Source organism: Vannielia litorea, assembly GCF_019801175.1.
Classification (GTDB): domain Bacteria; phylum Pseudomonadota; class Alphaproteobacteria; order Rhodobacterales; family Rhodobacteraceae; genus Vannielia; species Vannielia litorea_B.
On record NZ_JAHVJR010000001.1, the window covers coordinates 1,283,561 to 1,309,899 of the forward strand.

General features: G+C 64.3%; 21 protein-coding genes. 8 read left to right on the top strand and 13 right to left on the bottom strand.

Annotation, left to right across the window (positions count from 1 at the left end; all coding sequences use genetic code 11):
- Nucleotides 1-53: 53 nt before the first annotated feature.
- Nucleotides 54-2,516, top strand: coding sequence for a penicillin acylase family protein (locus KUV38_RS06340; protein WP_222469238.1), 2,463 nt, complete (start codon nucleotides 54-56; stop codon nucleotides 2,514-2,516).
- Between the two features lie 27 nt (nucleotides 2,517-2,543).
- Here the strand turns inward: KUV38_RS06340 and KUV38_RS06345 are convergent, their stop codons facing one another.
- The 5 genes from KUV38_RS06345 to trkA form a co-directional block, all read right to left on the bottom strand.
- Complete coding sequence (locus KUV38_RS06345; protein ID WP_222469239.1) at nucleotides 2,544-3,245, bottom strand: DUF4241 domain-containing protein; 702 nt, start codon at nucleotides 3,243-3,245, stop codon at nucleotides 2,544-2,546.
- A 61-nt stretch (nucleotides 3,246-3,306) separates the two neighbouring features.
- The gene (gene hflX / locus KUV38_RS06350; protein ID WP_222469240.1) at nucleotides 3,307-4,545 is read right to left on the bottom strand and encodes a GTPase HflX; all 1,239 of its coding nucleotides are present in this window, start codon (nucleotides 4,543-4,545) and stop codon (nucleotides 3,307-3,309) included.
- Nucleotides 4,546-4,586: 41 nt separating this feature from the next.
- Nucleotides 4,587-4,820: an RNA chaperone Hfq gene (gene hfq, locus KUV38_RS06355; RefSeq protein WP_074255556.1), complete on the bottom strand. Its 234-nt coding sequence runs from the start codon at nucleotides 4,818-4,820 to the stop codon at nucleotides 4,587-4,589.
- 157 nt (nucleotides 4,821-4,977) lie between these two features.
- Entirely contained in the window at nucleotides 4,978-6,507 is a 1,530-nt protein-coding gene (locus KUV38_RS06360) for a TrkH family potassium uptake protein (protein WP_222469241.1), read from the bottom strand.
- 12 nt (nucleotides 6,508-6,519) lie between these two features.
- On the bottom strand, nucleotides 6,520-7,896 hold the full coding sequence (gene trkA / locus KUV38_RS06365; protein ID WP_222469242.1) for a Trk system potassium transporter TrkA: 1,377 nt from the start codon (nucleotides 7,894-7,896) through the stop codon (nucleotides 6,520-6,522).
- A gap of 159 nt (nucleotides 7,897-8,055) precedes the next feature.
- On the opposite strand from trkA, the gene KUV38_RS06370 reads away from it, so the two are divergent.
- Entirely contained in the window at nucleotides 8,056-9,642 is a 1,587-nt protein-coding gene (locus KUV38_RS06370; RefSeq protein ID WP_222469243.1) for a CHAT domain-containing protein, read from the top strand.
- Complete coding sequence (locus KUV38_RS06375; protein WP_222469244.1) at nucleotides 9,639-11,078, top strand: hypothetical protein; 1,440 nt, start codon at nucleotides 9,639-9,641, stop codon at nucleotides 11,076-11,078. The genes KUV38_RS06370 and KUV38_RS06375 overlap by 4 nt, the downstream gene beginning before the upstream one ends.
- Nucleotides 11,079-11,097: 19 nt before the next feature.
- Here KUV38_RS06375 and KUV38_RS06380 read toward each other — a convergent pair whose 3' ends face one another.
- On the bottom strand, nucleotides 11,098-11,610 hold the full coding sequence (locus KUV38_RS06380; RefSeq protein ID WP_261384575.1) for a CHAP domain-containing protein: 513 nt from the start codon (nucleotides 11,608-11,610) through the stop codon (nucleotides 11,098-11,100).
- 312 nt (nucleotides 11,611-11,922) lie between these two features.
- Here KUV38_RS06380 and KUV38_RS06385 point away from each other — a divergent pair, with 312 nt between their 5' ends.
- The gene (locus KUV38_RS06385; protein ID WP_222469246.1) at nucleotides 11,923-14,364 is read left to right on the top strand and encodes a methyl-accepting chemotaxis protein; all 2,442 of its coding nucleotides are present in this window, start codon (nucleotides 11,923-11,925) and stop codon (nucleotides 14,362-14,364) included.
- 35 nt (nucleotides 14,365-14,399) lie between these two features.
- On the opposite strand, the gene KUV38_RS06390 is transcribed toward KUV38_RS06385, so the two are convergent.
- From KUV38_RS06390 to dusB, 5 genes are read right to left on the bottom strand one after another with little or no spacing between them, the layout of a single operon-like run.
- Nucleotides 14,400-15,806, bottom strand: a complete 1,407-nt coding sequence (locus KUV38_RS06390; protein WP_222469247.1) for a sigma-54-dependent transcriptional regulator — start codon at nucleotides 15,804-15,806, stop codon at nucleotides 14,400-14,402.
- Nucleotides 15,807-15,831: 25 nt separating this feature from the next.
- Nucleotides 15,832-18,117, bottom strand: coding sequence for a sensor histidine kinase (locus KUV38_RS06395; RefSeq protein WP_222469248.1), 2,286 nt, complete (start codon nucleotides 18,115-18,117; stop codon nucleotides 15,832-15,834).
- A gap of 55 nt (nucleotides 18,118-18,172) precedes the next feature.
- A complete protein-coding gene (locus tag KUV38_RS06400; RefSeq protein ID WP_222469249.1) occupies nucleotides 18,173-19,543 on the bottom strand; it encodes a response regulator in 1,371 nt (456 codons plus the stop codon).
- Between the two features lie 12 nt (nucleotides 19,544-19,555).
- Entirely contained in the window at nucleotides 19,556-20,647 is a 1,092-nt protein-coding gene (locus KUV38_RS06405) for a two-component system sensor histidine kinase NtrB (RefSeq protein ID WP_222469250.1), read from the bottom strand.
- Nucleotides 20,647-21,627 carry a tRNA dihydrouridine synthase DusB gene (dusB, locus tag KUV38_RS06410; protein WP_222469251.1) on the bottom strand — a complete coding sequence of 327 codons (981 nt, stop codon included), beginning with the start codon at nucleotides 21,625-21,627 and terminating at the stop codon, nucleotides 20,647-20,649. The genes KUV38_RS06405 and dusB overlap by 1 nt, the downstream gene beginning before the upstream one ends.
- Nucleotides 21,628-21,798: 171 nt before the next feature.
- On the opposite strand from dusB, the gene KUV38_RS06415 reads away from it, so the two are divergent.
- From KUV38_RS06415 to KUV38_RS06425, 3 genes are read left to right on the top strand one after another with little or no spacing between them, the layout of a single operon-like run.
- Nucleotides 21,799-22,950: a bifunctional 2-C-methyl-D-erythritol 4-phosphate cytidylyltransferase/2-C-methyl-D-erythritol 2,4-cyclodiphosphate synthase gene (locus KUV38_RS06415; RefSeq protein WP_315898601.1), complete on the top strand. Its 1,152-nt coding sequence runs from the start codon at nucleotides 21,799-21,801 to the stop codon at nucleotides 22,948-22,950.
- Complete coding sequence (locus KUV38_RS06420) at nucleotides 22,947-23,444, top strand: phosphatidylglycerophosphatase A (protein ID WP_222469252.1); 498 nt, start codon at nucleotides 22,947-22,949, stop codon at nucleotides 23,442-23,444. Before KUV38_RS06415 ends, KUV38_RS06420 begins: the two co-directional genes overlap by 4 nt.
- Entirely contained in the window at nucleotides 23,441-23,914 is a 474-nt protein-coding gene (locus KUV38_RS06425) for a CinA family protein (RefSeq protein ID WP_222469253.1), read from the top strand. The genes KUV38_RS06420 and KUV38_RS06425 overlap by 4 nt, the downstream gene beginning before the upstream one ends.
- A gap of 7 nt (nucleotides 23,915-23,921) precedes the next feature.
- Here KUV38_RS06425 and KUV38_RS06430 read toward each other — a convergent pair whose 3' ends face one another.
- Nucleotides 23,922-24,416 (bottom strand): type II toxin-antitoxin system RatA family toxin, encoded by a 495-nt coding sequence (locus KUV38_RS06430; protein ID WP_222469254.1) that lies wholly within the window; start codon nucleotides 24,414-24,416, stop codon nucleotides 23,922-23,924.
- A gap of 70 nt (nucleotides 24,417-24,486) precedes the next feature.
- On the opposite strand from KUV38_RS06430, the gene hpt reads away from it, so the two are divergent.
- Nucleotides 24,487-25,032, top strand: coding sequence for a hypoxanthine phosphoribosyltransferase (gene hpt / locus KUV38_RS06435; protein ID WP_222469255.1), 546 nt, complete (start codon nucleotides 24,487-24,489; stop codon nucleotides 25,030-25,032).
- 158 nt (nucleotides 25,033-25,190) lie between these two features.
- Here hpt and KUV38_RS06440 read toward each other — a convergent pair whose 3' ends face one another.
- Nucleotides 25,191-26,108, bottom strand: a complete 918-nt coding sequence (locus tag KUV38_RS06440) for a tetratricopeptide repeat protein (RefSeq protein WP_222469256.1) — start codon at nucleotides 26,106-26,108, stop codon at nucleotides 25,191-25,193.
- Between the last annotated feature and the right edge of the window lie 231 nt (nucleotides 26,109-26,339).

Below are 26,339 nucleotides of genomic sequence, written 5' to 3' on the forward strand. Positions count from 1 at the left end.
ACGCTTGCAACCTGATTACCCCGCCGGGGCAGAAGGTCAACCAAGGGACAGATATGGCGCGCATCTTTCGCTGGCTTCTGCGGGTCGTAACGGCGGGTCTGCTGCTGGCCTTTTTAGCCGGATGCATCGTCTATTATCTCGCCTCCCGCTCCTTGCCCGACTACAACGCACGTCTCACCGTGGCGGGTCTGAGCGGGCCGGTCGAGATCGTGCGCGACAACGCGAATGTGCCCCACATCTTCGGCTCCACCGACGAAGATGTGTATTTCGGCCTCGGTTTCGCCCACGCGCAGGACCGCCTCTGGCAGATCACCATGGCCCGCCGGGCGGCGCAGGGCCGGCTTTCTGAGCTGTTCGGCGTTCGCACCGCCAAGACCGACGAACTGCTGCGCCGTTTAGGGCTGTATGAGGCGGCCTCGGCCTCTGTGTCTTCGTTGGACGCCGAGACGAGGGCCGCGCTTGAGGCCTATTCCGCGGGCATCAACGCCTGGATCGCCACAGTAAATGAGGGCGCACTGGGGCGCGGTGCACCGGAGTTCTTTCTCTTCTCCCGCCAGATCGCGCCTTGGCGCCCCGCTGACACCGTTGCGATGGGCAAGATCATGGCCTTGCAGCTCTCGGGGCAACTCTCCGAAGAGGTGCTGCGCGCACGGGTTTCGCTGCAACTGCCCGAGGCCCGGCTGGCAGATATCCTCCCCGATGTGCCAGGCCCCGGCACCGCCGCCCTGCCCGACTACGCCAGCCTCGTGCCGATCGACGGCCCGCAGGCCCCGTGGCGGCGCTACGCGCTCGACCGGATGTCGCCGGTCAAGCCACGCCAGCTCGCGGGCGCCTCCAACGCATGGGCCGCCGCGCCAAAACGTTCGGCGGCTGGCGCTGCCTTATTGGCCAATGACCCGCACCTCGAACTGACAGCGCCCACGGTTTGGTATCTGGCCCGCATCGAGCTGGAGAGCGGCGGCGTGATCGGTGCCACCATCCCAGGCATCCCTTTCGTGCTGTCAGGGCGTTCCGACGCGCTCGCATGGGGCATCACCTCGTCCTACCTCGACGATCAGGACGTTTTCATGGAAGAGCTTAACCCGGCCAACCCGCAGGAATATCGAACGCCCACCGGCTGGAAGGCCTTCTCGACCAAAAGCTCGATCATCCAGATCAAGGACAGCGAGCCGATCACCATAACGCTCCGTCGCAGCGAGAACGGCCCTGTGCTGCCCGGCTCCCATTACAATCTCTCCAGCGTCACGCCCGCCGGCCACGTCGCCGCGTTGGGGTGGACAGCTCTGTCTCCCCGCGACACCTCCATGCAGGCGGCGCTGGGGCTCCAGCGAGCCAAAAGCATCGAAGAGGCCATCGACGCGATGGAACTATACATCGCGCCGTCGCAGAACCTCACCATCGCAGAGCCGGGCCGCGTCGCCATGAAGATGGTCGGCGCGATGCCCAGCCGTAACCCGCGGCACAACAGCCAGGGCCGGATGCCCGCGCTCGGCTGGAAGGCCGAGAACCGATGGGCAGGCCGCATCCCCTATGCCCGTAACCCCGAGTTCGTGGACCCGGTGGGTGGCATCCTCGGCAATACCAACAACAAAACGGTCGATCGCCCTTTCCCCGATCATGTGAGCTACACGTGGGGCGATACCCAGCGCATCCAACGTTGGACCCGGCTGATGCAGACCCGCGAGGTGCACACCCGTGAGAGCTTCATCGACGCGCAGCTCGACACCGTGAGCGTGACAGCCCGCACCCTGCTGCCCCTGATCGCCAAGGATCTTTGGTTCACTGGCGAGGCCGCGCCTGAAGGCACGCAAGAACGTCAGCGCCAGCGCGCGCTTGAACTTCTGGCCAACTGGAACGGCGAGATGAGCGAGCATCTGCCCGAGCCGCTGATCTTTGCCGCATGGCTAAAGCACCTGCAGAACCGGCTCATCCGCGACGAACTGGGCCCGCTCTCCGCCGAATTCGCCCATCCCGAGCCTCTGTTCCTTGAGCGGGTGTTCCGGGATGTCGATGGCGCGGCCGTCTGGTGCGACGTGACTCAATCCACCGCGCAGGAGAGCTGCACAGACATTGCCCGCATCGCGCTGGACGAGGCTTTGCTCTGGATCGGTGAGCGCTATGGCACCCAGTTGGAAAGCCTCCGCTGGGGCGATGCGCACGAAGCGCACCATGACCATGCCGTGCTGGGTGAGGTGCCGGTGCTGAAGTGGATCGTAAACATCCATCAAAGCACCAGCGGCGGCGATTTCACCCTGCTGCGCGGGCGGACCAAGGGCACCGATCCCGATCCCTATGCCAACGTCCACGGTGCTGGATTTCGCGGCGTATATGACTTCTCGGATCCCGACAGTTCGGTCTTCATCACCTCCACGGGCCAGTCCGGGCACCCGCTATCGCGGCACTACGACGATCTGGGCGCGCTCTGGCGGAGGGGGGAATACATCCCCATGTCACTCGACCCCGAGCTGGCCCGCGCCGCCAATGTGGGTGTGACCGTGCTGACGCCTGCCGACTAAGGTCTAAGCGCCAATACTGCGAGTGCTCTACTCCCGGTCCTCAAGCGCAGCGCGGGTTCCAAAGTATCCGTAGTCCTTCACGACAAGCGCCAAATCACCGTCGGCGTCATACCCTGCATATACATCGGCAGAGAATGTCTCGAAGTTCGGATCGTAGATCAGGACCTGCCTCTCTTCGGCGGCCAGCGTGGCATAGAGCACCTGACCTGTGCTCGCTCCCAACGCGGTCTTCACCTCCTCCGCATCGAGCGCGGCCACTGCCTCCGGATCTCCCAAAGCAACCAGATCATCTATGCCGAAGTCGAAGTCGAGCGGGTGGCTCTTTCGGCCGGGTTTCTCCCAAGTGGTGACCTCGGCATCCGAAAACCGCAGCGCGACCATTCCGATCACTTTCGGCGCATCCGCCGGAACGAAGATCTCCACTTCGAACCGACCCTCGGGCACGTCTAAGTCAAAGGGTGCACGTGTGGGGTCTTCCACTGGATCGGTCAGCGTCAGCCCGCCTGCCCCGATATCGACAGCGCCCGCCTCGATTACCACGGCGCCCTGCTGCTCCGCATCGCCGGTCACCACTTTCGACTGGGGGAACACTCGGTTGCCGAACGCCTCGCCGATGCCGTCGCCATCCCCCCACATGGTCGCCCCGGCCACAAACACCACACCGCCCAGCATCAGCGCGCCCCAGATGGCACCGCCGATCCAGTAATAGTGTCTTTGGCTTTTCAACATGATCCGGCCTCCGCTGGTTGCGTGGCACAGGTGTAGCGCCTCGCCGCGCCATGTCCATCGCTCAGAGCTTGTCGAACTCGGCCTTCTGCCGGGGAGACCAGCGCACATCCAGCGCCCAGCCGTCCTCGCCCTGGGTCTCCTGTTCCACCACGTCGCGCTCATGGAGCCAGGCACGCTTGCGGCCCTCGGAAAATCCAAGGCTAAGGCTCTCCGCACTGCGCGCGCCTTCCAGATGGGCAGTAACGACCTCTTGCAACTCATCCAGCCCCTCGCCCGAGGAGGCAGAGATCACCAGTACATCCTCGCGCCGGGTCGCCTGATTGCGTAGGGCATCGGCCTGCTCAGGCGCGGCAAGGTCGATCTTGTTCCAAAGCTCCAGCCGCGGCACATCTTCCCGCACGCCGAGGCTCTCCAGAATGCGCTCGACGTCTTCGGCCTGCTCTTCCGTTGCCGGGCTGGCGATGTCGCGCACATGCAGGATCAGATCGGCCTCCAGCACCTCTTCCAGCGTTGCGCGGAAGGCCGCGACCAGCTCCGTCGGAAGCGCAGAGATAAAGCCCACCGTATCGGAAAGGATGACCTTCACCCCGCCCGCCAGTTCGATGGCCCGCATCGTCGGGTCCAACGTGGCAAAGAGCATGTCCTTCGCCATCACCTCCGCGCCGGTGAGCCGGTTGAACAGCGTGGATTTGCCCGCGTTGGTATAGCCAACCAAAGCAACCACCGGAAACGGCACCTTGGCGCGGGAGGCGCGGTGCAGAGCGCGCGTCTTGGTGACCTTGGAAAGCTGTCGCCGGATACGGGTCACCGCCTCGTCGATCGCCCGGCGGTCCGCCTCTATCTGGGTCTCGCCGGGGCCGCCCACAAAGCCAAGCCCGCCGCGCTGGCGCTCAAGGTGGGTCCAGGCCCGTACGAGCCGGGTGCGTTGATAGGAGAGCGCGGCCAGTTCGACCTGCAGCACACCCTCACGGGTGGCGGCGCGGTCTGCGAAAATCTCCAGAATCAAGCCGGTTCGGTCGAGAAGTTTGACCTTCCACGCCTCTTCCAGATTGCGCTGCTGCACCGGGGTCACCGGCCCATCGATCAGAACGAGCCCGATATCCTGCGCCGAGATCAGGGCCTTGATCTCATCCATCTTCCCGGTGCCAAAGAGCGTACCGGGCTGCGGTTGGCGCACGTTCACGACCTCTCCCGCCACCACATCCAGCCCCGGAAGCGCCAGTGCCAGAGCCGTCGCCTCGTCTAAGGCTGGCCCGGCCTCACGGCGCTCGGGGTCTGTCTGGATGTCGGGGTGGAGCACAAGCGCCCGGGTGGGCCGCTCCGCGGTATCGTGAAATCCCGCTATTCTTCACCCTCGTAGAGGCTGATCGGCTGCGCCGGCATGACGGTGGAGATCGCGTGCTTGTAGACAAGCTGCGATTGGCCGTCGCGGCGCAGCAGGACGCAGAAGTTGTCGAACCATGTGATCACGCCTTGGAGTTTCACTCCATTGATCAGGAAGATGGTCACCGGGACCTTGGTCTTCCGCACGTGGTTGAGAAATGCATCCTGCAAATTCTGTTTGTCACTGGCCATTTCAATGCCTTGTTCTTGTCGTTGCCTTCGGTCGTGCACGCATTCAGGAACCTTGCCTCAGACCATGGGCCCCCGTCCACGAGGCCACTATGGAGGCTGACTCTTCAAGATTCCACCCCCAAATTCAGGCCGCTAACGCCAGTGCGGCAGCCGGGCCTCAGGCGCGCCAGAATTCGGGGTTGAGTAGCGCGATGAGTGCGAGTGCCTCGACCCGCCCCAGCACCATCGCACCTGCGAGCACCGATTTGGCGACATCGGTGATCTGAACGTAGATGATCGCTGCGCCGCCCCCGACTTCGGCAAGTTGCCCTGCGGTCGAAAGCGCCGAGAGCGAGAGGATCATGGATTGCTCAAAGTTGAGCCCGGTCGCGCCCAGCATGGCCGAAACGCCCGCCAGCGAAATCGCGTAGAGCATGAAGAAGAGCCATGCGATGTATGCGCCTTGTTTCCGGATATGGCGGCCAAAGCTGCCCCCGGCTCCGCTGACCGAGTTCGGATGCACCAGCCGCTCGATCTCGCGGTGGCTGTGGCGGTAAAGCGCATAGACCCGCAGCAGCTTTACCCCTCCGGCGGTAGTGGCCACGCCGCCGCCCACAAGGGCCAAGCCCATCAGCACCATGCCCGGGGTCTGAAGGCCCGACCATGTTTCAGTCCCGCCCCACTCGGCGCTGGTAAAGCCCGTGGTGCTGAGGAAGCTCGCCACCGTAAAGGCCGCACCCCAGAGCGCTCGTAGCGCCGCGCCCACATCGGCTACGTCATCGACCTCGAAAGCCCCTATCCAGTGCCGCAGGAAGAGCGCCGAGGGCACGAGGATGATGCAATAAACCGCCATCCGCGCCTCGATGTCCTTGTAAACGGCACTCACCCGCACCGCCCCCATGCCATAGCCCGGCGAGAAGGTCTTGCGGCTGAAGGCGAAGATGAAGAACAGCAGGATGATCGCCTCGCCCAGCAGGCCAGAACGCGCCTGCGAGAGGCCTTCGACCGGGCTGATCCCCGAGGTGGAGAGCACACTCATCGCATGGCAGATCGCAATGAGCGGTTCTTCGCCAGCCACCACTAGTGCAATCCAAAGCACCCCAGTGAGCGACACGTAAACCGGCCCCATTTGCAACGCCAGCCGGAGCAGCCGTTCGCGCGGGTCGGTCTGAGCATCGGCATCCAGCACGCGGTCCCGCTTGGCGCCCGACCCGGGCCGCGCCATCGATGTCACTTCGAAGCCGCCCAAGTTGAGCGGCGCCATGATCGCCGCCGCAGTCACCCAGATGAACAGCCCGCCCATCCACCCCACAATGGCCCGCCAAAGGTGCAGGCTCCCGGGCAACCGCCCCGGCTCGAAGAGCGAAGCCCCGGTTGTGGTGAGTGAAGAGACCATCTCGAACCACGCGTTGAAGTAGGTCGTGTTCTGGATCGCCTCATAGAAGGGCCAGGCCAGCATGAAGGGCAGCAGCCCATAGGCCGCGACCAGCGCGGTGAGGTGGCTGCGGGCCAAGCTGCGCGGCTTCATGTGATAGGTGGCGATGCCGAGGAATATGACCAAGGTCAGAAAAAGCGTGCCCGCGTAAAAAAAGCTCCGCGCCGAGAGCCAGTCGCGCACTGTGACTGCGTGGAACACCGGCAAATACATCATCAGGGCGCAGAGCCCCATGAGGATCACGATCAGCGGCAGTTCGAGGATGCGGCGCACGGGCGGCGGGCCTCAGAAAAAGTCGATGGAGACCTGCAACAGCCGCTCCACCTCTGGCACATCATCGGCCATCGCGAAGATGACGATCACGTCGCCCTCCTCAATCCGCGTTTCCGCCACCGGCTTGATATAGGTCTCGCCCCGCATGAGCGCGCCCACGCAAACTCCTTCAGGGAAGTCGATATCGCGGATCTTCTGGCCCGAGAGCGGCGAGGTCGAGAGCACCTGTGCCTCGATCACCTCGGCCTCGGCATCCCCTATGGAGTAGACCCCGCGCACCCGCCCGTGACGGATGTGGCGTAGGATCGAGCTCACAGTGGTGGCGCGCGGGTTGATGAAGGCATCCACGTGAAGCGGGTTCATCAGCGGCACCAGTGTCGGGTCGTTCACCAGACAAATCGCCATCGGGCAGCCGTTGGACTTGGCGCGCACGGCGGCCAGCAGGTTCACCTTGTCATCGTCGGTCACGCAAAGCACCGCGTCGGCCTTGTCGATATTCGCCTCGATCAACAACTCCCTCGAGAGGCCATCGCCGTTGAGCACGATCGTCCGCTCCAGCGCGTCGGCGGCACGTTCGGCAATCGGCCGTGACCGCTCGATCACCTTGGCGCGGATGCGGTTGGTCTGCTTTTCCAGCGCCTGCGCCACGGCAAGCCCCACGTTGCCACCGCCAATGATCACCACCCGCTCCTGCTTGCGAAGCACCTTGCCGAAAATTTCCATCGTGCGCGTGGTGTCGTCGGTGTTGGCGCAAACGTAGATCTGGTCGCCGGCGAAAAGCTGGTCGCCGGGGTTGGGCGCGAAGAGCTTGTTCTTGCGCCGCACCGCCACAACGATCGCCCGCAGGGTCGAAAACAGATCGGTCAACTGCCGGAGCGGCGTGTTCAGCACCGGGCAGTCGTCGTCCAGATGAATACCAAGCAACTGCGCCTGCCCACCCAAGAAGCGCTCTGTGTCAAAGGCAGCAGGCGCCGCGAGCCGTTGCAGTGCAGCCTCCGCCACCTCGCGCTCGGGAGAGATCACCACGTCGATCGGCATGTGATCGCGGCGGTACAGGTCGGAATAGATCGCAGTCAGGTAGCTTTGCGAGCGCAGGCGCGCCACCTTGCGCGGCACCGAGAACACCGAGTGCGCGACCTGGCAGGTGACCATATTCACCTCGTCCGAATGGGTCGCGGCGATGATCATGTCCGCATCGCGGGCCCCTGCCCGGTCGAGGATGTCGGGGTAGCTCGCGTGGCCTGCAATGCCCTGCACATCCAGCGAATCCGTCGCCCGGCGCACCAGTTCGGCGTTGTTGTCGACCACTGTCACGTCATTGCGCTCACCCGAAAGATGCCGGGCGATCTGCCACCCGACCTGGCCCGCGCCGCAGATGATAACCTTCATGGCTCTGTGCGCCCTCCGGGGCCTGACGTTGCTCTTCCACACCCTGCTTGGCATGGGGCTTGGGTGGGGTCAACGGCTGCGGCATTCGGGCCGCGCCTCCTGCCCTATGTAGGCGCTTGTCACTTGACCCGGGGCGCAGCAGGCGGATCAATCGGCCCCATGTTGCGCACCCTCCTCTGCCTCCTCTTTTTCAGCCTCCCCGCCCTCGCCGCGGAAGAGGACGCCCCGCCACGGCTAACCTCAATGGAACAGTCAGACGAGATGTTTCAACTGGCGCAGCGGGTGCAGGGCACCAACGCCGCCCGCGCCATGCAGCAAATCGCGCTTCGCCTTGCCGCTCGAGCCGCAGGGGCCGAAGATCTCGCCATTGAGCGGCGCGATCTGATGGAGCAACGCGATGCCGTCAGTCGAGACCGCGCGATGGACCCGTCAGTGCGCCGCGCGCGCCTCGACGCGCTTCAAACCGCGCTCACGGTCAACGGCGACCGGTTGGCGCGCGGCTTCCCCGACTGGCGCAGAATTACGGCGCCGGAGCCGGTCTCGCTTTCCGAAGCCCGCAGCCTGCTGGCCGAAGACGAAGCACTCATCAGCCTGCATCAGGGTGAGGAGCACCTTTTCATCTGGCTCGTGGCCCGTGACCGGGTCATCTGGCACCGGGTTGCGATCACCCGGCCCGATGCCGCCGAACTGGTGGCGACCTTCCGGCAGGATATGGGCCTCACCGGCACCCTGCGCGGGGCGACGGCGCTCAAACCCCAAACCGCAGATGTCAGTTTACCTGCCTTCAACCGCCCGCTTGCCGCCAATCTCTACGTGCTCCTCTTCGGTGCCTTCGCCGAGGAACTGGCCGCCTATCCCCACCTCCGGCTCGTCCCCGATGGCGCCTGGCTCGGCCTGCCTTTCGCCGCCCTCCTCACCGGCTATGAGGACGCCACCGCGCCCTATGGTCCCGCCATGCTGCGCGAAGCCTCGTGGCTCATCCGTCAGCACGCGCTCACCGTCATGCCCTCGGTCGTCAGCCTGCGTGCCCTTCCGCGCCGCGAGGCAACCTCGGCTGGCACTCTCCTCGCTGTCGGAGACCCGATCTTCAGCGGCACGGCGAGCGCGATGGAGGTCGCCCGCGCAGGCGGCGGCGCGGCAGATGTCTCCGCCCTCGCCCCCCTGCCCGGCACCCGCCGCGAAGTGACCGCCATTGCCGGGGCCTTCCCCGGTGGTGCCCGCGTTCTGCTGGGCGCCGAGGCCACCGAAGCGGCCATCCGCAGCGCGGACCTGTCGGACCGCGATGTGATCGTTTTTGCTACGCACGGCCTGATCGCGGGCGAGCTTCAAGGGCTGGAGGAACCGGCCCTCGCCCTGACCCCACCGCCCGCGCCCTCATCCGCAGATGATGGCCTGCTCACCGTGGGCGAAATCGCCGGCCTGAGGCTCAACGCCGAGTGGGTCGTGCTCTCGGCCTGCAACACCGCTGCGGGCGATGGCGAGGGGGCCGAGGGCCTCTCCGGCCTCGCCCGCGCCTTCTTCGCCGCCGGGGCCGAGAGCCTTCTGGTGAGCCATTGGCCCGTGCGCGATGATGCAGCCGCCCGCCTGACCGCCACGGCCTTCGCCGAGCTGCGGGCCGCGCCGGGGATGCGCAAGGCAGAGGCGATGCGCCGCGCGATGCTCGCCCTCATGTCCGATGAAATCGATGCCAGCCTTGCCCATCCACTCGCCTGGGCGCCCTTCTTCGTCGTCGGAGGTGGCGGATGATCCGGGCCGCACTCCTGTCATTCTCCCTGCTCACGGCCCTGCCTGCGCAGGCCGAAGCGCCCGACCCGCTGGAGCTGCTCTCCCGTTTCGATGCGATCTTCGAGGCCGATGGCGGGCTTGGGCTGGAGTTCGAATTCACGACAGCCGTGGACGCTGCCCGTGCCGAGGGTGAGCTCGATGCCGATTGGGCGCGGGTCATGACCGTAGCCGCCGTCCAGCTAATGGCCGGGCTGGCCCGCTACGAACGCGGCTTCGCGCTTCTGGACGAGGCGGAGACCCTCGCCCCCAACGGCTCCGAGTTGCACAGCTTCATCCTCGCATGGCGCGCCTACTTCGAGTTCTGGTGGGGCCACGCCGACCGCGCGCGCGCCACACTCGCCCGGCTCAATAATCCACTGGGCACCCTGCTCGAAGCCGAGGAACTGGCCTTCATTGACGAGCACCGCGCCGATCCGCCGGACGTTGCCGCCTCTCTTGGCTTTCAGCGGACAACCCAACTTTCGGCAGAAGCCGGCAACATGATGATCGCGGGCGATGTGGATCAGGCAGAGCAACTCATGCGGGGCCTGCGCCTTCCCAATTGGATCGCCGAGCAGGTGCCACTGGTCGCCGTCAACAACGCGGTGATCTCTGTGCATTTCTTTTCCGCTGCCATCTTCCGCGGTGACCCTGAGGCAGCGCGCGAACACCTCGGCCTCGCGCTCGCCGAACTGGTCGATGAAACCGGAGGGCAGCCGCGCATCCGGCAGGCAATCCTCGACGATCCCCAATCTTGGGAGGCTGCCGAAACCCTGCTCTTCACAATCGCCGGTCATCTCGACCGTCCGCAGGACGCCGCCAACCGAGCGATGGTGCTTGATGTGCTGCGTCCCGGCCCCGATGCCAGCCCGATCCGGCGTGCCAGTTGGGCCCTGCAACTGGCCAACGAGGCGATCGAGGCGCAGGACTGGGACGGGGCCGCACGGCAGGCCGAGATCGCCGTGGCCTCCGGCGCGCTGGATCCGGATGACACGCTCTCATGGCGGGTTCTGGCCGGCGTCTTCCGCGCGCGCGCCCGCTATGCAGCCGGAGAGCCGGTGGACGGCGAGGCGCTCGTCGACCTCTACGTTGCCATCACCGAAGCGCCTGATTTCCTTCCCCTGCTCAAGGTCGCCCGCACCGCACAAATCGTCATGGCGCTCCACCGCGCTGGCGAGCACCACGCCACCGAGATCATCGGCCGCGACCTCTTTCGCTACCTCGCAGAGGTTCAATCGGCGACCCTGCAATCAGGGGAAACCATGGCCGCGATGGCCTCCTACTTCCGCCTCGCAGCCGATCACACAATCGCCTCTGGCTTCGTCATGGCACATTACCCGCCGGAGGGCGCGCAGGCCCCGCAGAGCTACTGTCAAACGTTCATGGAGATTGAGATGTGCACCGCCCACATCCCCTAAGGACGGGCGGTGCGCGTACTCAGATCGCGTTCGAGACCTGCACAGGGTAGATGAACCCGTCAATCATATAGGGCCGCCCATAGGCCGTGGGCTGGCTCTGTACCTTCACCAGCGACCAGTCGTTGGCATCGGACACGTCGATCACCGACATGCCGAGGCTGACCTGATTGCGCTTCCAGTTGGCGTGGTCGATCTCGATCTCACGGTCGGAGATGACCCGCGAAACCACGGCAACATGCCCCATCGGCAGCTTGCGCGTGCCCGAGAAGGCCATCACGGCCCCCACCTGAGGTGTCCGGCCACGGGCATAAACACCATCCGCGCTGCCCCACCACGTGTTCGCATTGCCTCGGATCTGCACACCGCTGGCGTTGCGGGCAAAAGGCACGCACCACACGCGGGCACCCGTGGCACGCAGGCTGCGGGCTTCGGAGATCGCATAATCCAGCAACTCGGGCTTGAGCTGCGGCGCGGTCATGGTGGAGAAGGTTTCGGTGCTCTGCTTGGCACCGCAGGCTGCGGTCAGCAGCAATGCTGCACAAAGCAGCGGAAGTCGCAGGGCATTTGCCCGTTTGATCGGCCCCAGCCTCATCTGTCCCTCGAGTATTGTTTCTCGTTCGGAAAAATTTCTCTCCGAAATGAAACCAAATTTCAAGTTCGCGTGTTAACCAAATTGAGCGTTGCGCCGTTCATGGCAAGAATCCGCCGCTGCCCGCCTACGCTGCGGCGCGTGTGGCCTTGCGGGCCTTGGCACCCCCTTCTCACGCTTACTCAACGTTAACTCCCGCTCCGTAAAGTCGCCCTCACGTGATGAGTATTGTGTTTCATGGCTGGGAGCGCCTGCATGAGTCCGACCAACTGGCTGCCGCACCTCGGGATCCGCAAGACCATTGCGCTCACCGCTGCCTTGCCTCTCGGCGCATTGCTTGTGATCGCCTTGCTGGAGATTTTGCGCGCAAACTCCGCGGCCCGGGACTTTGCGCAGCTGTCCGAAATGTCCGCACTTGCCACACGCCTTTCAGACCTTGTCCACGAGCAGCAAAAGGAGCGCGGAGCCACTGCCGTCTTCCTGTCCAGCAAGGGCACGGTGTTTGGCGAAGAACTGGCGGCGCAACGTGCTCTGACAGACCAGCAGCGCGCGAGGGCGGAGACCGTGATCGTGCGGCAACTCGCCCGGATAGAGGGGGCAAACGGCCTCCAGGAACACGTGATCACCCTCCGGGCGATCCAGAAATCCCTCGCGGAAATGGCAACTGTAAGGGCAACAGTCGACCAGCAAACCATTCAGCTCGCAGATACGATCAGCTACTACACGGCCCTGAACGCAGCCATGCTGGGTGAGGTAAAGGCGCTGTCGCACCTCACGGAAGACGGAGAAATCAACAGGCAGATCAATTCGTTCCACGCCTTCCTTCAAGCCAAGGAGCGAGCCGGGATAGAGCGAGCTGTCGGCTCCGGTGGTCTGGCGGCTGGCAGCTTCTCCATGACAGCGCTCCTGCGCTTCAAGGGCCTGGTAGACGCACAGGATACCTACTTGGCAGCCTTCATGGCCGATGCCTCCGCAGAGTCCCGCGACCGGTTGGAGCAGGTGAAGGAGAGTGAAGCCGCCCAGCTTGTTGATGAGGTCCGGGCGTACATCCTGAGCGCGGGTGCCGATGGCGATGTCAGTGCCTACACCGGCCCGCAGTTCTTTGCCGCGCAGACCACCCGGATCAATGCGCTCAAGGATCTGGAAAGCTTCATCGGCGCCGAGTTCAACAAGATGGTTGCCGCCCGGCGGGCAGAGCTGCGCCGCGCGGTTCTCATCACTTCCGCTCTGTCCTTGGCAGTCATGGCGCTCGCTGCATCCGTTGTTTTCATCGTATCCGGCCGTGTGAGCCGCAGTCTCGGGTCTGTCGCTAGCGCAGCGCGGGACATGTCGGAAGGTGCGCTCGACGCAGACCTGCCTGCAGCCACAAGGAACGAGGTCGGCGAAATCGTGGTCGCCCTTGATGCCTTTCGAACTTCGATTCTGGAGGGTCAGGCGCGCGAAGCAGAAGCCCGGACGCGGGAAGCAGCCGCCGAACAAGACAAAAGGGCCGAGAAGGAGCGTCGAGAAGAAGAACGCCGGAACCTCGAACTCGCCGGTCGCCGAAAGGAAGATGCCGATCGCGCGCGGGATGCAGCCATCGCCGAGGAGGTCGCTAAGCTGGTCGAGAGTTACGCCGCCGGCGACTTCAGCCAACAAATGGACCCCAGTGGCAAAACCGGCGCCTTCCTCGCCATCTGCAACGGCATCAACCGGATCGGATCGGGCACGGATGAAGCGCTGCGCGATATCTCCGCCGCGATGAAAGCCCTTGCCGCGCGCGATGTGACCTACCGCCTGAAGAAAAACTATCAGGGTGTCTTTGCGCGCATCGCGGAGGATGTGAACCAATCCATGATGTCGCTCGGCGAAGTACTTGCAGAAGTCCGCGGCAGCGGCCACCTCGCAAACGAGACCGCCAGCACTCTCGCCGCAAATGCGCGTGGCCTCTCCAGCCGCACAGAACGCAACGCGGCAACCCTCGAACAAACCAGCGCCGCCATGGCCCAGCTTCAGGCCTCGGTCCGACAGGCCACCGACGCGGCACGCGGCGCCCGGAACAGCGCATCCCGAGCATCTGAACAGGCCGAGGACGGGCTCGAAACCGTGGAAGGCACGCTCAGAGCAATGCAAGAGATCGAGGAAAGCGCGCAAGCCGTCACCAAGATCATCGACTTGATTGATGACATCGCATTCCAGACAAACCTGCTCGCACTCAATGCCGGGGTCGAAGCAGCCCGCGCCGGTGAAGCCGGGCGGGGATTTGCCGTTGTCGCCAGCGAAGTCCGCGAACTCGCAGCCCGCTCCTCGGGTGCCGCGCGAGAGATTGGCGGCCTGATCTCAGCCACAACTTCAAAGGTGGAGCACGGTGTCGCGCTCGCGCAGGCAAGTGGCGAGGCCTTGCGTGCTATCACCGGGGTGGTCCGCGAAGTTTCGGATCAGATCGACCATGTGGCCACCTCCTCGGGAGAACAGGCGACCAGCATTGATGAGGTCGTCACCGCAACCGCCGAGCTGGATCGCAGCACGCAGGAAAACGCAGCGAACTTCGAAGAGACAACCGCTGCCCTGACCACGATGCAAAGCGAGTTCGAGGCGTTGCTGACGACAGTGAACAGTTTCCGCCTCGACGCGACCGCCTCCAGGGTAGGTGTTGAGCAGGTCAAAGAAATCGATGACCGAGCCTCACTGACACCCGAATTCCGCCGCGCATCCTGAGGCGACCCGCTAGATTGCCTCGGATCGCCTACCCCTTACTCGGCGGCTTGGCTCTCGATATGCGCAATCCGCGCCCCGGCCTTCGTGGACGTCACGACCCCCAGCGACTTCAACTTGCGGTGCAATGCCGAGCGCTCCATGCCAACAAAGGTCGCCGTTCTGGAGATGTTGCCACCGAACCGGTTGATCTGGGTCAGCAGATACTCCCGCTCAAACAGCTCACGAGCTTCCCGCAGCGGCAGGGTGGCCAGCCCGCCCGAAAGCACCACCCGACCCTCGTCATCCTCCGGCGCATCGTTGCCCTGAAGCTCCCGCGCCTCGATCGGGTCGGTGGTTTCACCAAGGATCAGAGCTCGTTCAATGATGTTTTTCAACTGCCGCACGTTGCCCGGCAGATGCATGGTCTGCAGCAGCGCCTCGGCCTCTTCCGAAAGCTCACGCGCACTCAGCCCCTGGCTTGCGTTGGCTTCGGTGATGAAATGTCGGGCCAGTTCGGGGATATCCTCACGCCGTTCCTCAAGCCCCGGCACCCGGATCGGCACCACGTTGAGCCGGTGATACAGCTCCTCGCGGAAGTTCCCCCGGGCAATCTCGGCCTCGAGGTCTCGGTTGGTCGAAGAAATCACCCGCAGGTCCACCCGCACCTTGTCGGAGCCGCCAACCCGCTGGAACTGCTGCTCCACGAGCACCCGCAGGATCTTGGACTGCGTGCCCAGCGGCATGTCGGCGATCTCGTCGAAATAGAGCACCCCGCCGTGTGCCTCTTCAAGCAGCCCCTGCTCCACCCCGCGGGCATCGCTCTCACGGCCAAAGAGCACTTCTTCCATCCGATCGGGCTCGATGGAGGCGGAGTTGACCGAGATGAAGGGTGCAGAAGCACGGGAAGAATTAGCGTGAATGTAGCGCGCCGCCACCTCCTTGCCCGCCCCGGCAGGCCCGGTGAGCATCACCCGGCCATTGGACTTGGTGACCTTTTCCAACTGACTTTTCAAAGCCTTGAAGGCCGTCGAGTTGCCGACCATGTCGGTGACAGACACCTCCTTGCGGCGAAGCTGGCTATTCTCGCGGCGCAGGCGAGAGGTCTCCATCGCGCGGCGGATCACCACCATCAACTGGTCGATGTTAAAGGGCTTCTCGATGAAGTCGTAGGCCCCCTGCTTGATCGCCGCCACAGCAATTTCGATGTTGCCATGCCCGGAGATAATCACCACCGGAATGTCGGGGTTGTCACGCTTGGTGGCCTTGAGAATGTCGATGCCGTCCATCCGGCTGTCCTTCAGCCAGATGTCGAGGATCATCAGCGCTGGCGGCGCCTCGTTGATGGCGGCCATGCAGTCGTCGGAGTTGCCGGCGAGCCGGGTCTGGAAGCCCTCGTCGCGGAGGATGTCACCCACGAGTTCGCGGATGTCTCTTTCGTCGTCCACAATCAGAATATCGGTCATCTCTGCTCTTCCTTCCTCTCTCTCGTCATTCGGCGGCCGCACTGATCTCGACGCTGCGCGGAAGTCGAACCACGGCGAGCGCCCCGGCATGGGCGCCCTCCGTGAACGGCTCGGCATCGGTGAGATCAAGGCTGCCGCCATGTTCTTCGATGATTTTCTTCACGATGGGCAGGCCGAGGCCGGTGCCCTTTTCTCGGGTCGTCACATAGGGCTCGAACAGGCGGCCCCGGTCTTCTGGCAGGCCGATGCCATTGTCGGCCACTTCCACCACGGCTTCGGAACCTTCGGTAAAGAGCCGAACGCGCACTTCCGGCACGTGGCCCTCGGGCGCGCCTTTTTCCTGAAGGCTCTCAATGGCTTCGCCCGCGTTCTTGATCAGGTTGATCAGCGCCTGGCTGACCATGGTCTCATCGAGATCAGCCACCACACCGCCGGTTTCATCCTCATATTTCAGCGCCTCGCCCTGGCTCTCGCGTTGGAGCAGCACGGCATCGCGAAGTACGGCAGAAAGATCTACCGGCTTGCGGTCAGGTTCGGGCATACGGGCGAACTTGGAGAACTCGTCGACGATGCGACGCAGGTCACCGGTCTGGCGAACGATCACACCAGTGAGCTGATCGAGGCTTTCCGCCTCATCGCCCGCCATTGGCGTAAACTTGCGGCGGATGCGTTCGGCGGAAAGCTGGATCGGGGTCAGCGGGTTCTTGATTTCATGGGCAATGCGGCGAGCCACGTCGCCCCAGGCTGCCATCCGCTGGGCCGTCACCAGTTCAGACACGTCATCGAAGGCAACCACGTAGCCCTCGATCTCGCCTTCTTCCCCGCGCCGCCGGGCCATGCGGACCAGCAGCGTTTCCAACTTACCTTTGCGGTTTAGCCGGATTTCTTCGCGGGCGATCTCTTTTTCGCCGGTTCTCAGCCGTTCGAGAAGCCCCGCAAACTCGGGGACGGCCTTGCCAACCGCCACATGCGGATCGCTCTCGTCGTTGAGGTCGAGCAGCGCGAGCGCGGAGCGGTTCATGAACTCAACCTGCCCTGCCGGATCCAGCCCGATCACCCCAGCCGTGACGGAAGAGAGCACCTGCTCAAACAGGCGGCGGCGCTCTTCGATCCGGGCGGAGTTGTCGAGCAGCCGGTCGCGCTGGCCTTTCAGCTGCCGGGTCATCTGGTTGAAGATCCGGCCCAGCATGGCGATTTCATCGTCGCCGGATTCCTCAATTACCCGCACGTCGAGGTCGCCTTCACCCACCCGTTGCGCGGCGCCGGTGAGGCGGCCTACAGGGCGGCTCAAGCGCTCGGCAAACCAGAGGCCGAGCCAGACCGAGGCGAGGATGAGGATCACCGCAAAGCCCAGGTAAATAACGCCGAATTCAAACAACCTGCGCCCGCGCTCCTGCTCGAGTTGGTTGTAAACTGTCACCGTCTCCTCAGTGTCATCGAGAAGGCTCAGCAGCTGGCCGTCCACCTCGCGGGAGACGTATAGGAACCTGTCGGGGAAGGCGTTGAGCCGCAGAAGCGCGCGGAATTCACTGTTAGCCCAGTCCTCGATGATCACCGTCTCGCCTTCGCGGGCGGCCTGCATCTCTGTCTCTGTGGGCTTCTCGAAATCGAAGAGATAGCTGCGTTCGCCGCGCGCGCGGATCTCGCCGGTGCTGTCGATCACGAAGGCCTCTCGGAGGCCGCGCTGCACTTGCGCCTGCCCCTGCCCCAGCACCTGCCGGATCTGGCCGTCACTCACCGCGCCTCGGGCCGCGCGGGCGACATTGAGGTAGCCCGCGAGAACGGTGGCATCCTGCTCGAGATCCCGCCGGTGCTCCTCCTTGTAAGCCTGTGCGGCCTCCAGCGACGCCCCGACCACCTCGCGCACTCGGTCGGAGAACCAGCTTTCGAGGCCGAGGTTGATGGTGAGGCCCGCGAAGACGGCAACAAGCACCGTGGGCACGGCGGCGATCAGCGCGAACACGCCGGTCAGGCGGAGGTGCAGCCGGGAGCCGGCGGACTTGCGGCGGCGGGCGGCCACCAGCTTGCCCACCTGCCACAGCACCAGCGCCGCGACGATGAGCACATAGACGATGTCAGCAAGAAGAATCGCCCGGAGCGCGGGCGAGTTAGCACCCTGCCCGAAGGGGCCGAGTGTCAGGTATGTTCCGATTGCCAGCGCAGGGCCAAGAACCACCAACGCGAGCGTCGCCGCGTTGCGCAAACGGCGCAATCTACGCAGTTTAACAAGGCGTTCCCACCCAAACGCTCGTGCGGAGGACCCCACCGCGTGCCTCACATATCTTGTGCCCCCGAGGGGACATACCGCCATATCCCGTGATCTCAACGGAGGCCTGAGACCCCTCTGCCACGGCTCTGTTGCCCTTTTACATCAATTTGCGACGGCGTGTCACCTGAATATCGAGGTCATTTATCTTCTTGCGGAGGGTATTTCGGTTGATGCCCAGCAAATCGGCGCATTTGGCCTGATTGCCGCCCGTGGCATCGAGCGCGATCTCGATCAGAGGCAGTTCAACCTCCTTGAGAATGCGAGTGTAGAGGCCCGGCGGGGGGAGTGCGCCGCCATGCAGGTCGAAGTAGCGGCGCAGGTGCTTGGCGACCGAGGCTGAGAGCTTCTCGCCATCGCCGCCGCCTACCAGCGGCTCGATCTCGGGCTGGGAGGAAAGCACCGCCTCCACATCCGCGAGGCCGATCTGCTCTTCGGTGGCGGTCACCACGAGGCGGCGCACGGTGTTTTCCAACTGCCGCACGTTGCCCGGCCAGCTGTAGGCGCGGATCAGGTCCATCGCAGGCCCGGCGATACGGCGCGGGGCGCTGCCCTGCTCGGAGCGGGCCAGAAAGTGCTCGGCCAGCAGCGGGATGTCATCGACCCGTTCGCGGAGGGCGGGCACGTTGATGGTGACGCCGCCGAGCCGGTAGAACAGATCCTGTCGGAAGCCGCCGCCCTCCATCCGCTCCATCAGGTTGCCCTGCGAGGTGCTCATGACGCGTGGCGCGGAATCGCCGAAAGCATCGAGCATCCGCACGATACGGCCCTGCGCCTCATCGTCGAGATCAGCGATTTCATCGAAAAGGATCGAGCCACCTCGCGCCCGGGCAACCACTTGAGCCGGACCATCAGCGCCCTGAAGGTCACTCGGAGACACCACCACGAAGGGCAGCGTGCGCCGGTCGGAAAAGTCATGAATAGCACGTGCAATCAGGGACTTGCCAGTTCCGCTCTCACCCGTGATCAGCACCGGAAGGTCAGTGTTCATGACCTTTGCAACCAACCGATACAGCCCCTGCATCTGCGGCGTGCGCCCCACCAGAGGCAGATCGCTGTCAGACTGGGGCGCCTCCGTGGTGTCGGCCTTCTGCGAGGCCAGCCGCCGCTTGCTCTCCAGCGCGCGGGCGGCGCGCTTCATCAGGTCAGGCAGGTCAAAAGGCTTGGGCAGATAGTCATAGGCCTCGGCCTCGGCGGCCTGAATGGCAGTCATGATCGTGTTCTGCGCCGAGATCACGATCACCGGCAGACCGGGCCGCTCGGCGGAGATTTTTGGCAGCGTTTCCAGACCGTTGCCATCCGGCATGACCACGTCGGAGATCACCAGGTCGCCCTTGCCCTCCTCGACCCAGCGCATGAGCGTGACCAGCGACGAGGTGGCGTGAACGCGGCAACCGGCGCGGGTCAGCGCCTGGGTGAGCACCGTGCGTATCGTGCGATCGTCATCTGCGACCAGTACCGTTCCGTCCATCGCGACTAGCTCCTAGTAGTATTCACTATTGCTCAAGTCGGGCGCCACCTGCAGCGACACCCTGAAAACCGTTTTGCCCGGCACCGAATCCACCTGAATCCAGCCGTTGTGCTCGCCGATGATCTTGCTCACCAGCGCCAGACCGAGGCCGGTGCCGTTTTCACGGCCTGAGACAAAGGGCTCGAAGATCTCGTCGGCGATCTCCTCGGGCAGCCCCGGCCCGTTGTCGGTGATCTCGACCTGTAGCGGCACCGCCGCCCCGCGCCCGTCCTTGCCGCGCAGGCGCAGGGACAGGTCGTAGAAGGTGCGGATCTTGATCGTGCCCTCATGCTCCGGCCCCAGCTTCTCAGACGCCTCGGCGGCGTTCTTCAAAAGGTTCAGGAAGACCTGAAGCAACTGGTCGGCATCGCCCAGCGTGGGCGGCAGCGAGGGGTCATAATCATCACTAAACTTGATGCTGGCGGCAAAACCCACCTCGGCGGATTTGCGGGCGCGATCGAGGATATCGTGAATGTTTACCGGACGCATCAGCGGCGGGCGCACATTGCCGAACTGCTCGACCTGCTCTAGGAGCTTCACGATGCGGCGGCTCTCGGCCACGATCAGATCGGTCAGCTCCAGCTCGGATTTGGGCAGGTTCATCGAGATGAGCTGCGCCGCCCCGGTGATGCCCGCGAGCGGGTTCTTGATTTCATGCGCCAGCATCTCGGCCATGCCGATGGCGCTCTTGGCCGTGGCCTGAACCGAATGCGCACGGCCCAGCTTGCCTGCGATCTCGCGCGGCGAAATCAGCATGATGAGGCGTTTGCTGTCATCGTTGAGCGGGGCGATTTGCAGGTTGCAGTGAACCGGCGGGCGCTCGCCCGTGCCGAGATCGACATCGTTCACGAAGAGCGCGGCCTGGTTCTTGCGGACACGTTCGAAGCCGCCCTCGAGCGGCGCGGCGACCATGATCTTGTCCCACACATGGTGGCCCTGGAGCGAGCGCAGGGAGGTGTTCAGAAAGGTCTCGGCAGCCGGGTTAATGTCGGCGATCTGGTCCTTGTCGTCGAGCAGGATCGCCGGAACCGGCAGCGACACCCAGATGAGATCGTCTTCCATCATCAGGCGGCCTCGCTCTGGCGGGCGGGAATTTCGGCGATGAGAGCGCGCACCTTGGCCGGGTCTGCCTCGGTGAGCACCATACGGCGCAAGCCGGGCGGCGTGCCGCTGGCATCCATGTACCAGCCGAGGTGCTTGCGGGCGGTGCGGTTGCCGAGGGCCTCACCATAGAAGGCGATCATCGCGTCGTAATGATCGAGGATCATCGCGGCAAGGTCCGCGCCCTGTGGAATGCTCGGTGCTGGCCCCTGCCCCAACGCATGGGCAATCTCGGCCAGCCGCCACGGCGCGCCCTGCGCCCCGCGCCCGACCATGACGCCATCGGCGCCCGAGGCCTCCAGCGCGGCGCGAGCCGAGTCGGCGTCGACGATGTCGCCATTGGCGATAACCGGGATCGAGACCGCCTCTTTTACCGCCCGGATCGCAGTCCAATCGGCGCGGCCCTTGTAAAACTGGCAGCGGGTGCGGCCGTGGACGGTGACCATCTGCACCCCAGCCTGCTCGGCGCGCGCGGCAAGCTCAGGTGCGTTGATCTGGCCGTCATCCCAGCCAAGGCGGCATTTGAGCGTGACCGGCACGCTGACGGCGCCCACCACGGCCTCGATCAGCGTGAGCGCGTGGTCGAGATCTTTCATCAGGGCCGAGCCGGAGAGCCCGCCGGTGACCTTTTTGGCCGGGCAGCCCATGTTGATGTCGATGATCTGCGCGCCGTTTTCTTCAACCATCGCGGCGGCGCGGGCCATCCAAGTCGCGTCGCGGCCTGCCAGCTGGATCGAGGTGGCCTGTTCGCCGTAGCCGAGTTCGGCCTTCTCCCGCACGCCGGGCTTGGCCTGCACCATCTCCTGACTGGCGACCATTTCCGACACCACAAGCCCCGCGCCGAACCGCGCAACCAACTGCCGGAACGGCAGGTCGGTGATGCCCGCGAGCGGGGCGAGCAGGACCGGCGGGTCAAGTGTCAGGTTTGCCACGGAAACGGACAAATGCTTAATCCTTGTGCAACGCTTGCTACATATCCGATGGATTGCCCCGGAATGCAAAGCCTAGGGGTGGGGTTTTTCAGGGTCAGACGCAAAGCGATGAATTTTTAGGCGTGCGCTGGGAAGAAACCGCTTTGTGTTGCCCCTCGTTCCGGCAAAGCGTAGAGCGGTGCTGTGCAAAACCGCAGCCCGCATATCGCCGCATTGATCGTCGCCGCCGGGCGCGGAACCCGTGCGGGTGGCGCCATTCCCAAACAATACCAGAGCCTTGGCGGCATGCCGTTACTGGCCCGCACGGTGGGTGTTTTCGCCGCGCATGAAAAAGTGGCAAGCGTGTCGGTGGTGATCGGGGCGGAGGATGAAGCCCTCGCCGAGGCCGCCCTGCCGGACGGCGTGTCGCGGGTGGTCGGTGCCGAGAGCCGGGCCGGATCGGTGGCGGCGGGGTTGGCCGCGTTGCCCGAAGAGGCGAGCCATGTGCTCATCCATGATGGCGCGAGGCCGATGGTGTCGAAGGCGCTGATTTCACGTGTGATTCAGGCGCTGGAAGATGCCGATGGCGCGGCCCCTGCGTTGGCGGTGACCGATGCCCTCTGGCGGGCCGAAGGCGCGCGGGTGACCGGAGTGCAGCCGCGCGACGGGCTGTGGCGGGCGCAGACGCCGCAGGGGTTTGCGCTGGCACCGATCCGCGCAGCGCATGAGGCGTTTCATGGCGAAGCGGCGGATGATGTTGAGGTGGCGCTGGCGGCGGGGATCGAGGTGGCACTGGTGGCGGGCGAGGAGCGGAACCTGAAGGTGACCCACCCCGAGGACTTTGCCCGCGCGGAGCGGGTTTTGAAGGAAGATCAGATGGATATCCGGGTTGGCAACGGGTTTGACGTGCATCGCTTTGGCCCCGGAGACCATGTGGTGCTCTGCGGCGTTCAGGTGCCGCACGGGCGCGGGCTGCAGGGGCATTCGGATGCCGATGTGGGGATGCATGCGTTGACGGATGCGATCTATGGCGCACTGGCCGAGGGCGACATCGGGCAGCATTTCCCGCCCAGTGATCCGCAGTGGAAGGGCGCGGCGAGCGAGATTTTTCTCAAGCATGCGGTGGGTTTGGCCGGTGAGCGCGGGTTTGCCCTTGGCAATGTGGATCTCACGCTGATCTGTGAGCGCCCGAAGATCGGGCCGCAGGCGCAGGCGATGCGGGGCGAGATGGCGCGGATTATGGGGTGCGATGTGGGACGGGTCTCGGTCAAGGCGACCACCTCGGAGCGGCTCGGGTTTACCGGGCGGGAAGAAGGGATCGCGGCGATGGCCACGGTTGTTCTGGTGCCGAAATGAATGCACTAACACACGGGATCGCAACGTTTTTCTGGGTCGGCCACCTCCGCCCTGCCCCCGGCACATGGGGCTCGTTGGCCGCGCTGCCCGCAGGCTATGCGGTGGCCTATGTTGCGGGCTTCTGGGGGCTGGTGCTGGCAACGCTCACCGTTTTCGCGCTGGGGCTCTGGGCCACGGCGGAGGAGACGCGGGGCAAGGCTGACCATGACCCCTCGGAGATCGTGATCGACGAGGTCGCGGGCCAGTGGATTGCCCTGTTTCCAGTGATTTACGGTGCGTCGATGATGGGCGCGGAGCTGTATCGGCTGTGGCCAGGCTGGGTGGCGGCCTTCGTGTTCTTCCGGCTGTTCGACATCTGGAAACCGCTGCTCGTGGGCTGGGCCGACCGGCGGGGGGATGCGCTGGGGGTCATGCTGGATGACGTGATCGCCGGGGTGTTTGCGGCGGTGGTGGTTATCGCGCTGGCCGGGCTGGCGCATGGGGTTCTGATGTGAACATCGCTGCAGAACTACTTGAAACCGCGCGTAAATCCGGTGCGATGCTCGCCACGGCAGAAAGCTGCACCGGCGGGTTGATTGCGGGGGCAATCACCGAGGTGCCGGGCTCGTCGGACGTATTCGACCGGGGCTTCGTGACCTACTCCAACGCCGCCAAGCGCGAGATGCTGGGTGTGGAAAATCAGACGCTTGAGGCCCATGGGGCGGTGTCTGAGGAGGTGGCTGCCGAGATGGCGAAAGGTGCCCTTGCCCGCTCGCAGGCGACCCTTGCCGTCTCGGTCACGGGCATCGCCGGGCCGGGCGGGTCGGAGCACAAGCCGGAGGGGCGGGTGTGCTTTGGGCTGGCGTGGGATCAGTTTGTGATCACAGAGACGGTCGAGTTTGGTGCGATCGGCAGGAGTACGGTGCGGCAAGCAACTGTTAACCGTGCGCTGCGGCTCATGATTTCCAAGCTATCTCCGCAATAACAGCCTCTTACGCGCCTTTCTTCACCCCGTAGAGCGCCTCTGCCCGCCCTTCAAAGGCCCGCACGATGCGCTGCATGGCCTCGTTGAAGAACATCCCGGCCGCGCCTTGCAGAATCCGGTTCTTGAATTCGAAGTCGACCTCGAAGTGAACCTCGCAGCCGCCCTTCACATCCTTGAACTGCCAGACCGAGCGCATGTGCTTGAACGGCCCGTCGATGTAGCGGGTTTCGATCCGTTTTGAGTCGGGAAAGAGCCAGACCCTGCTCAGAAAGGTCTCACGAAAAACCTTAAACGAAATGACGAGATCGGCCTCCATGATCTCGCAGCGGCCGAAGCGCTGCTGGCCGTGCTCCAGCTCCTCCGGGGCGACCGGCTTGCGGGAGCGCACGCGGGCTGCGGCGGTCCAGGGCAGGAACTTGGGGTAGTTGGCCACATCGGCGACCAGATCGTACATTTCCTGAGCGGAATAAGGGAGTTGGCGGGTCTCTGCGTGACGGGTCATGAGGCCTGTATCATCGGGTCGGATTGCGCCATGATGAGCCCCAACGCGCTGGAGAATGCAAGGGGGACACATGCCGCAGCGACCGTATGTCATCGATCAGATGATCTCGGCCAAGGCGATTGCCGCGAAGATCGAGGAGCTGGCCCGCAGGATCGAGGCCGAGTTCAAGGGCACCGACAAGCTGGTGGTGATCGGCCTGTTGCGCGGCTCCTTTGTGTTCATCGCCGACCTCGTGCGCGAGATGGACCTGCCGCTGGAAGTGGATTTCATCGAGGCGTCAAGCTATGGCGACGCGATGGAGAGCAGCAAGGAAGTACGCATTCTCAAAGACTTGCGCGGCGAAATTCATGGGCGCGATGTGCTCGTGGTGGAAGATATCGTGGATACCGGGTTCACCCTGCATCACGTGATCCACATGCTGAAGGCGCGCGAGCCCGCCAAGCTGCGCACCATCGCCCTGCTCGACAAACCCTCGCGCCGGGAAGTGGATTTTGCCGCTGATTTCATAGGCTTCGACATCCCGGATGAATTTGTCGTGGGCTACGGGATCGACTATGCGCAGCGCAACCGCGACCTGCCCTTCATCGGCAAGGTCCGGTTCACCGAAGAGGCATAGGGCGCTGGCTGCAGAATGCATTAACAGGCGGCGTTAATCCCGCTGCAGCGCCCATGCAGAAGTGATACACAACTGATGCACATTCCATGCGCATCTCAGATGACATAGGCCGAGGAACCTTTCGCGACCGCGCGGCGCTGTGATCACAGTTGCGACGGTCAATCCGCTGCGTTGATGCCCTCGGCAAAGCGCTTGGCCGCGTCTTCCTCCTCGACCGAGAGGTATTCGACCAGCGGCTCGCAGGTCTGGATGAAGCCGTCACGATCTGCATCGGCGGCGTTGTTGATGCCCCAGAGGCAGTAGCCGTAGCCCTGCACTGGATCCTGCCACCAGCCGGGGGTGGCGGTGACAAATTCGCCAAGGTTGATGCCGGCGAGGCCGAGCCCGCCATCCACCGCCATGCGGAAGGCGAGATAGGCGGCCTCGGGGTTGGGCTCGCCGACCATGCCGTGCTGGTTGAAGAGGCCCACCGCGTTCCACGCAGGGGCGTGCCCGAGGAGGGCGGATTCGGTGTAGAACTCCAGCGCCTTGCCCATGTCTTCCTCCACGCCCTGCCCGGTGCGGTAGAAGTTGGCGAGGTTGTAGGCGGCATTGCGCTCGCCCGCCTCGGCGCCGATGGCGTAGAACTCGGCGGCCTTGGCCAGGTCCTTTTCGACCCCTTGGCCGTATTCGTAAATCAGCCCCATGCCGTTGCCCGCCGCGCCATAGCCCGAATCCAGCGCCTGCTGGTAAAGCGCGCGGGCCTTCTCGTGATCGGGGGCCACATCGCCCACGCCCCATTGGTAGAGGTGCGCAAGGTTGTTCATCGCCTTCTGATGGCCTTGGGCCACGGCCTTCTCATACCATTCGATCGCGGCTTGCGGGTCGGCCTCGGTGCCTTCACCGTCCTTCAGGGCAATGGCGTAGACGTTCTGGGCATCCGCGTTCCCGGCCTCGGCGGCGGGGATCAGTACGGTGAGGGCCAGCTCCCAGTGCCCGTCGTTATAGGCCTGCCGCGCCTTCTCGACCTCGTCATCAGTTTGCGCCGCGAGGGGCGCGGCGAGCAGGCAGAGGGCGGCGGGGAGAAATTGCTTCATGCAGGTGGCTCCTTGAATACGCGGTCTGAAATCCCACGGAGTGTAACAGCCACCTGCCCCGAGAAAAGCAAAACCGCGCCAAGGGGCGGAGATGACAGTCATTTTCATGTCACGCAGATAACATCTGAGCGAGTTGGAGCCGGGGCGCGAGAAACTGCTTGCCGTAACGTAGGGGCGGAGGCCAGTCTCGGAGGGACCGCACCCTCGGGCTGCGGGCCGAACATAGCCAGT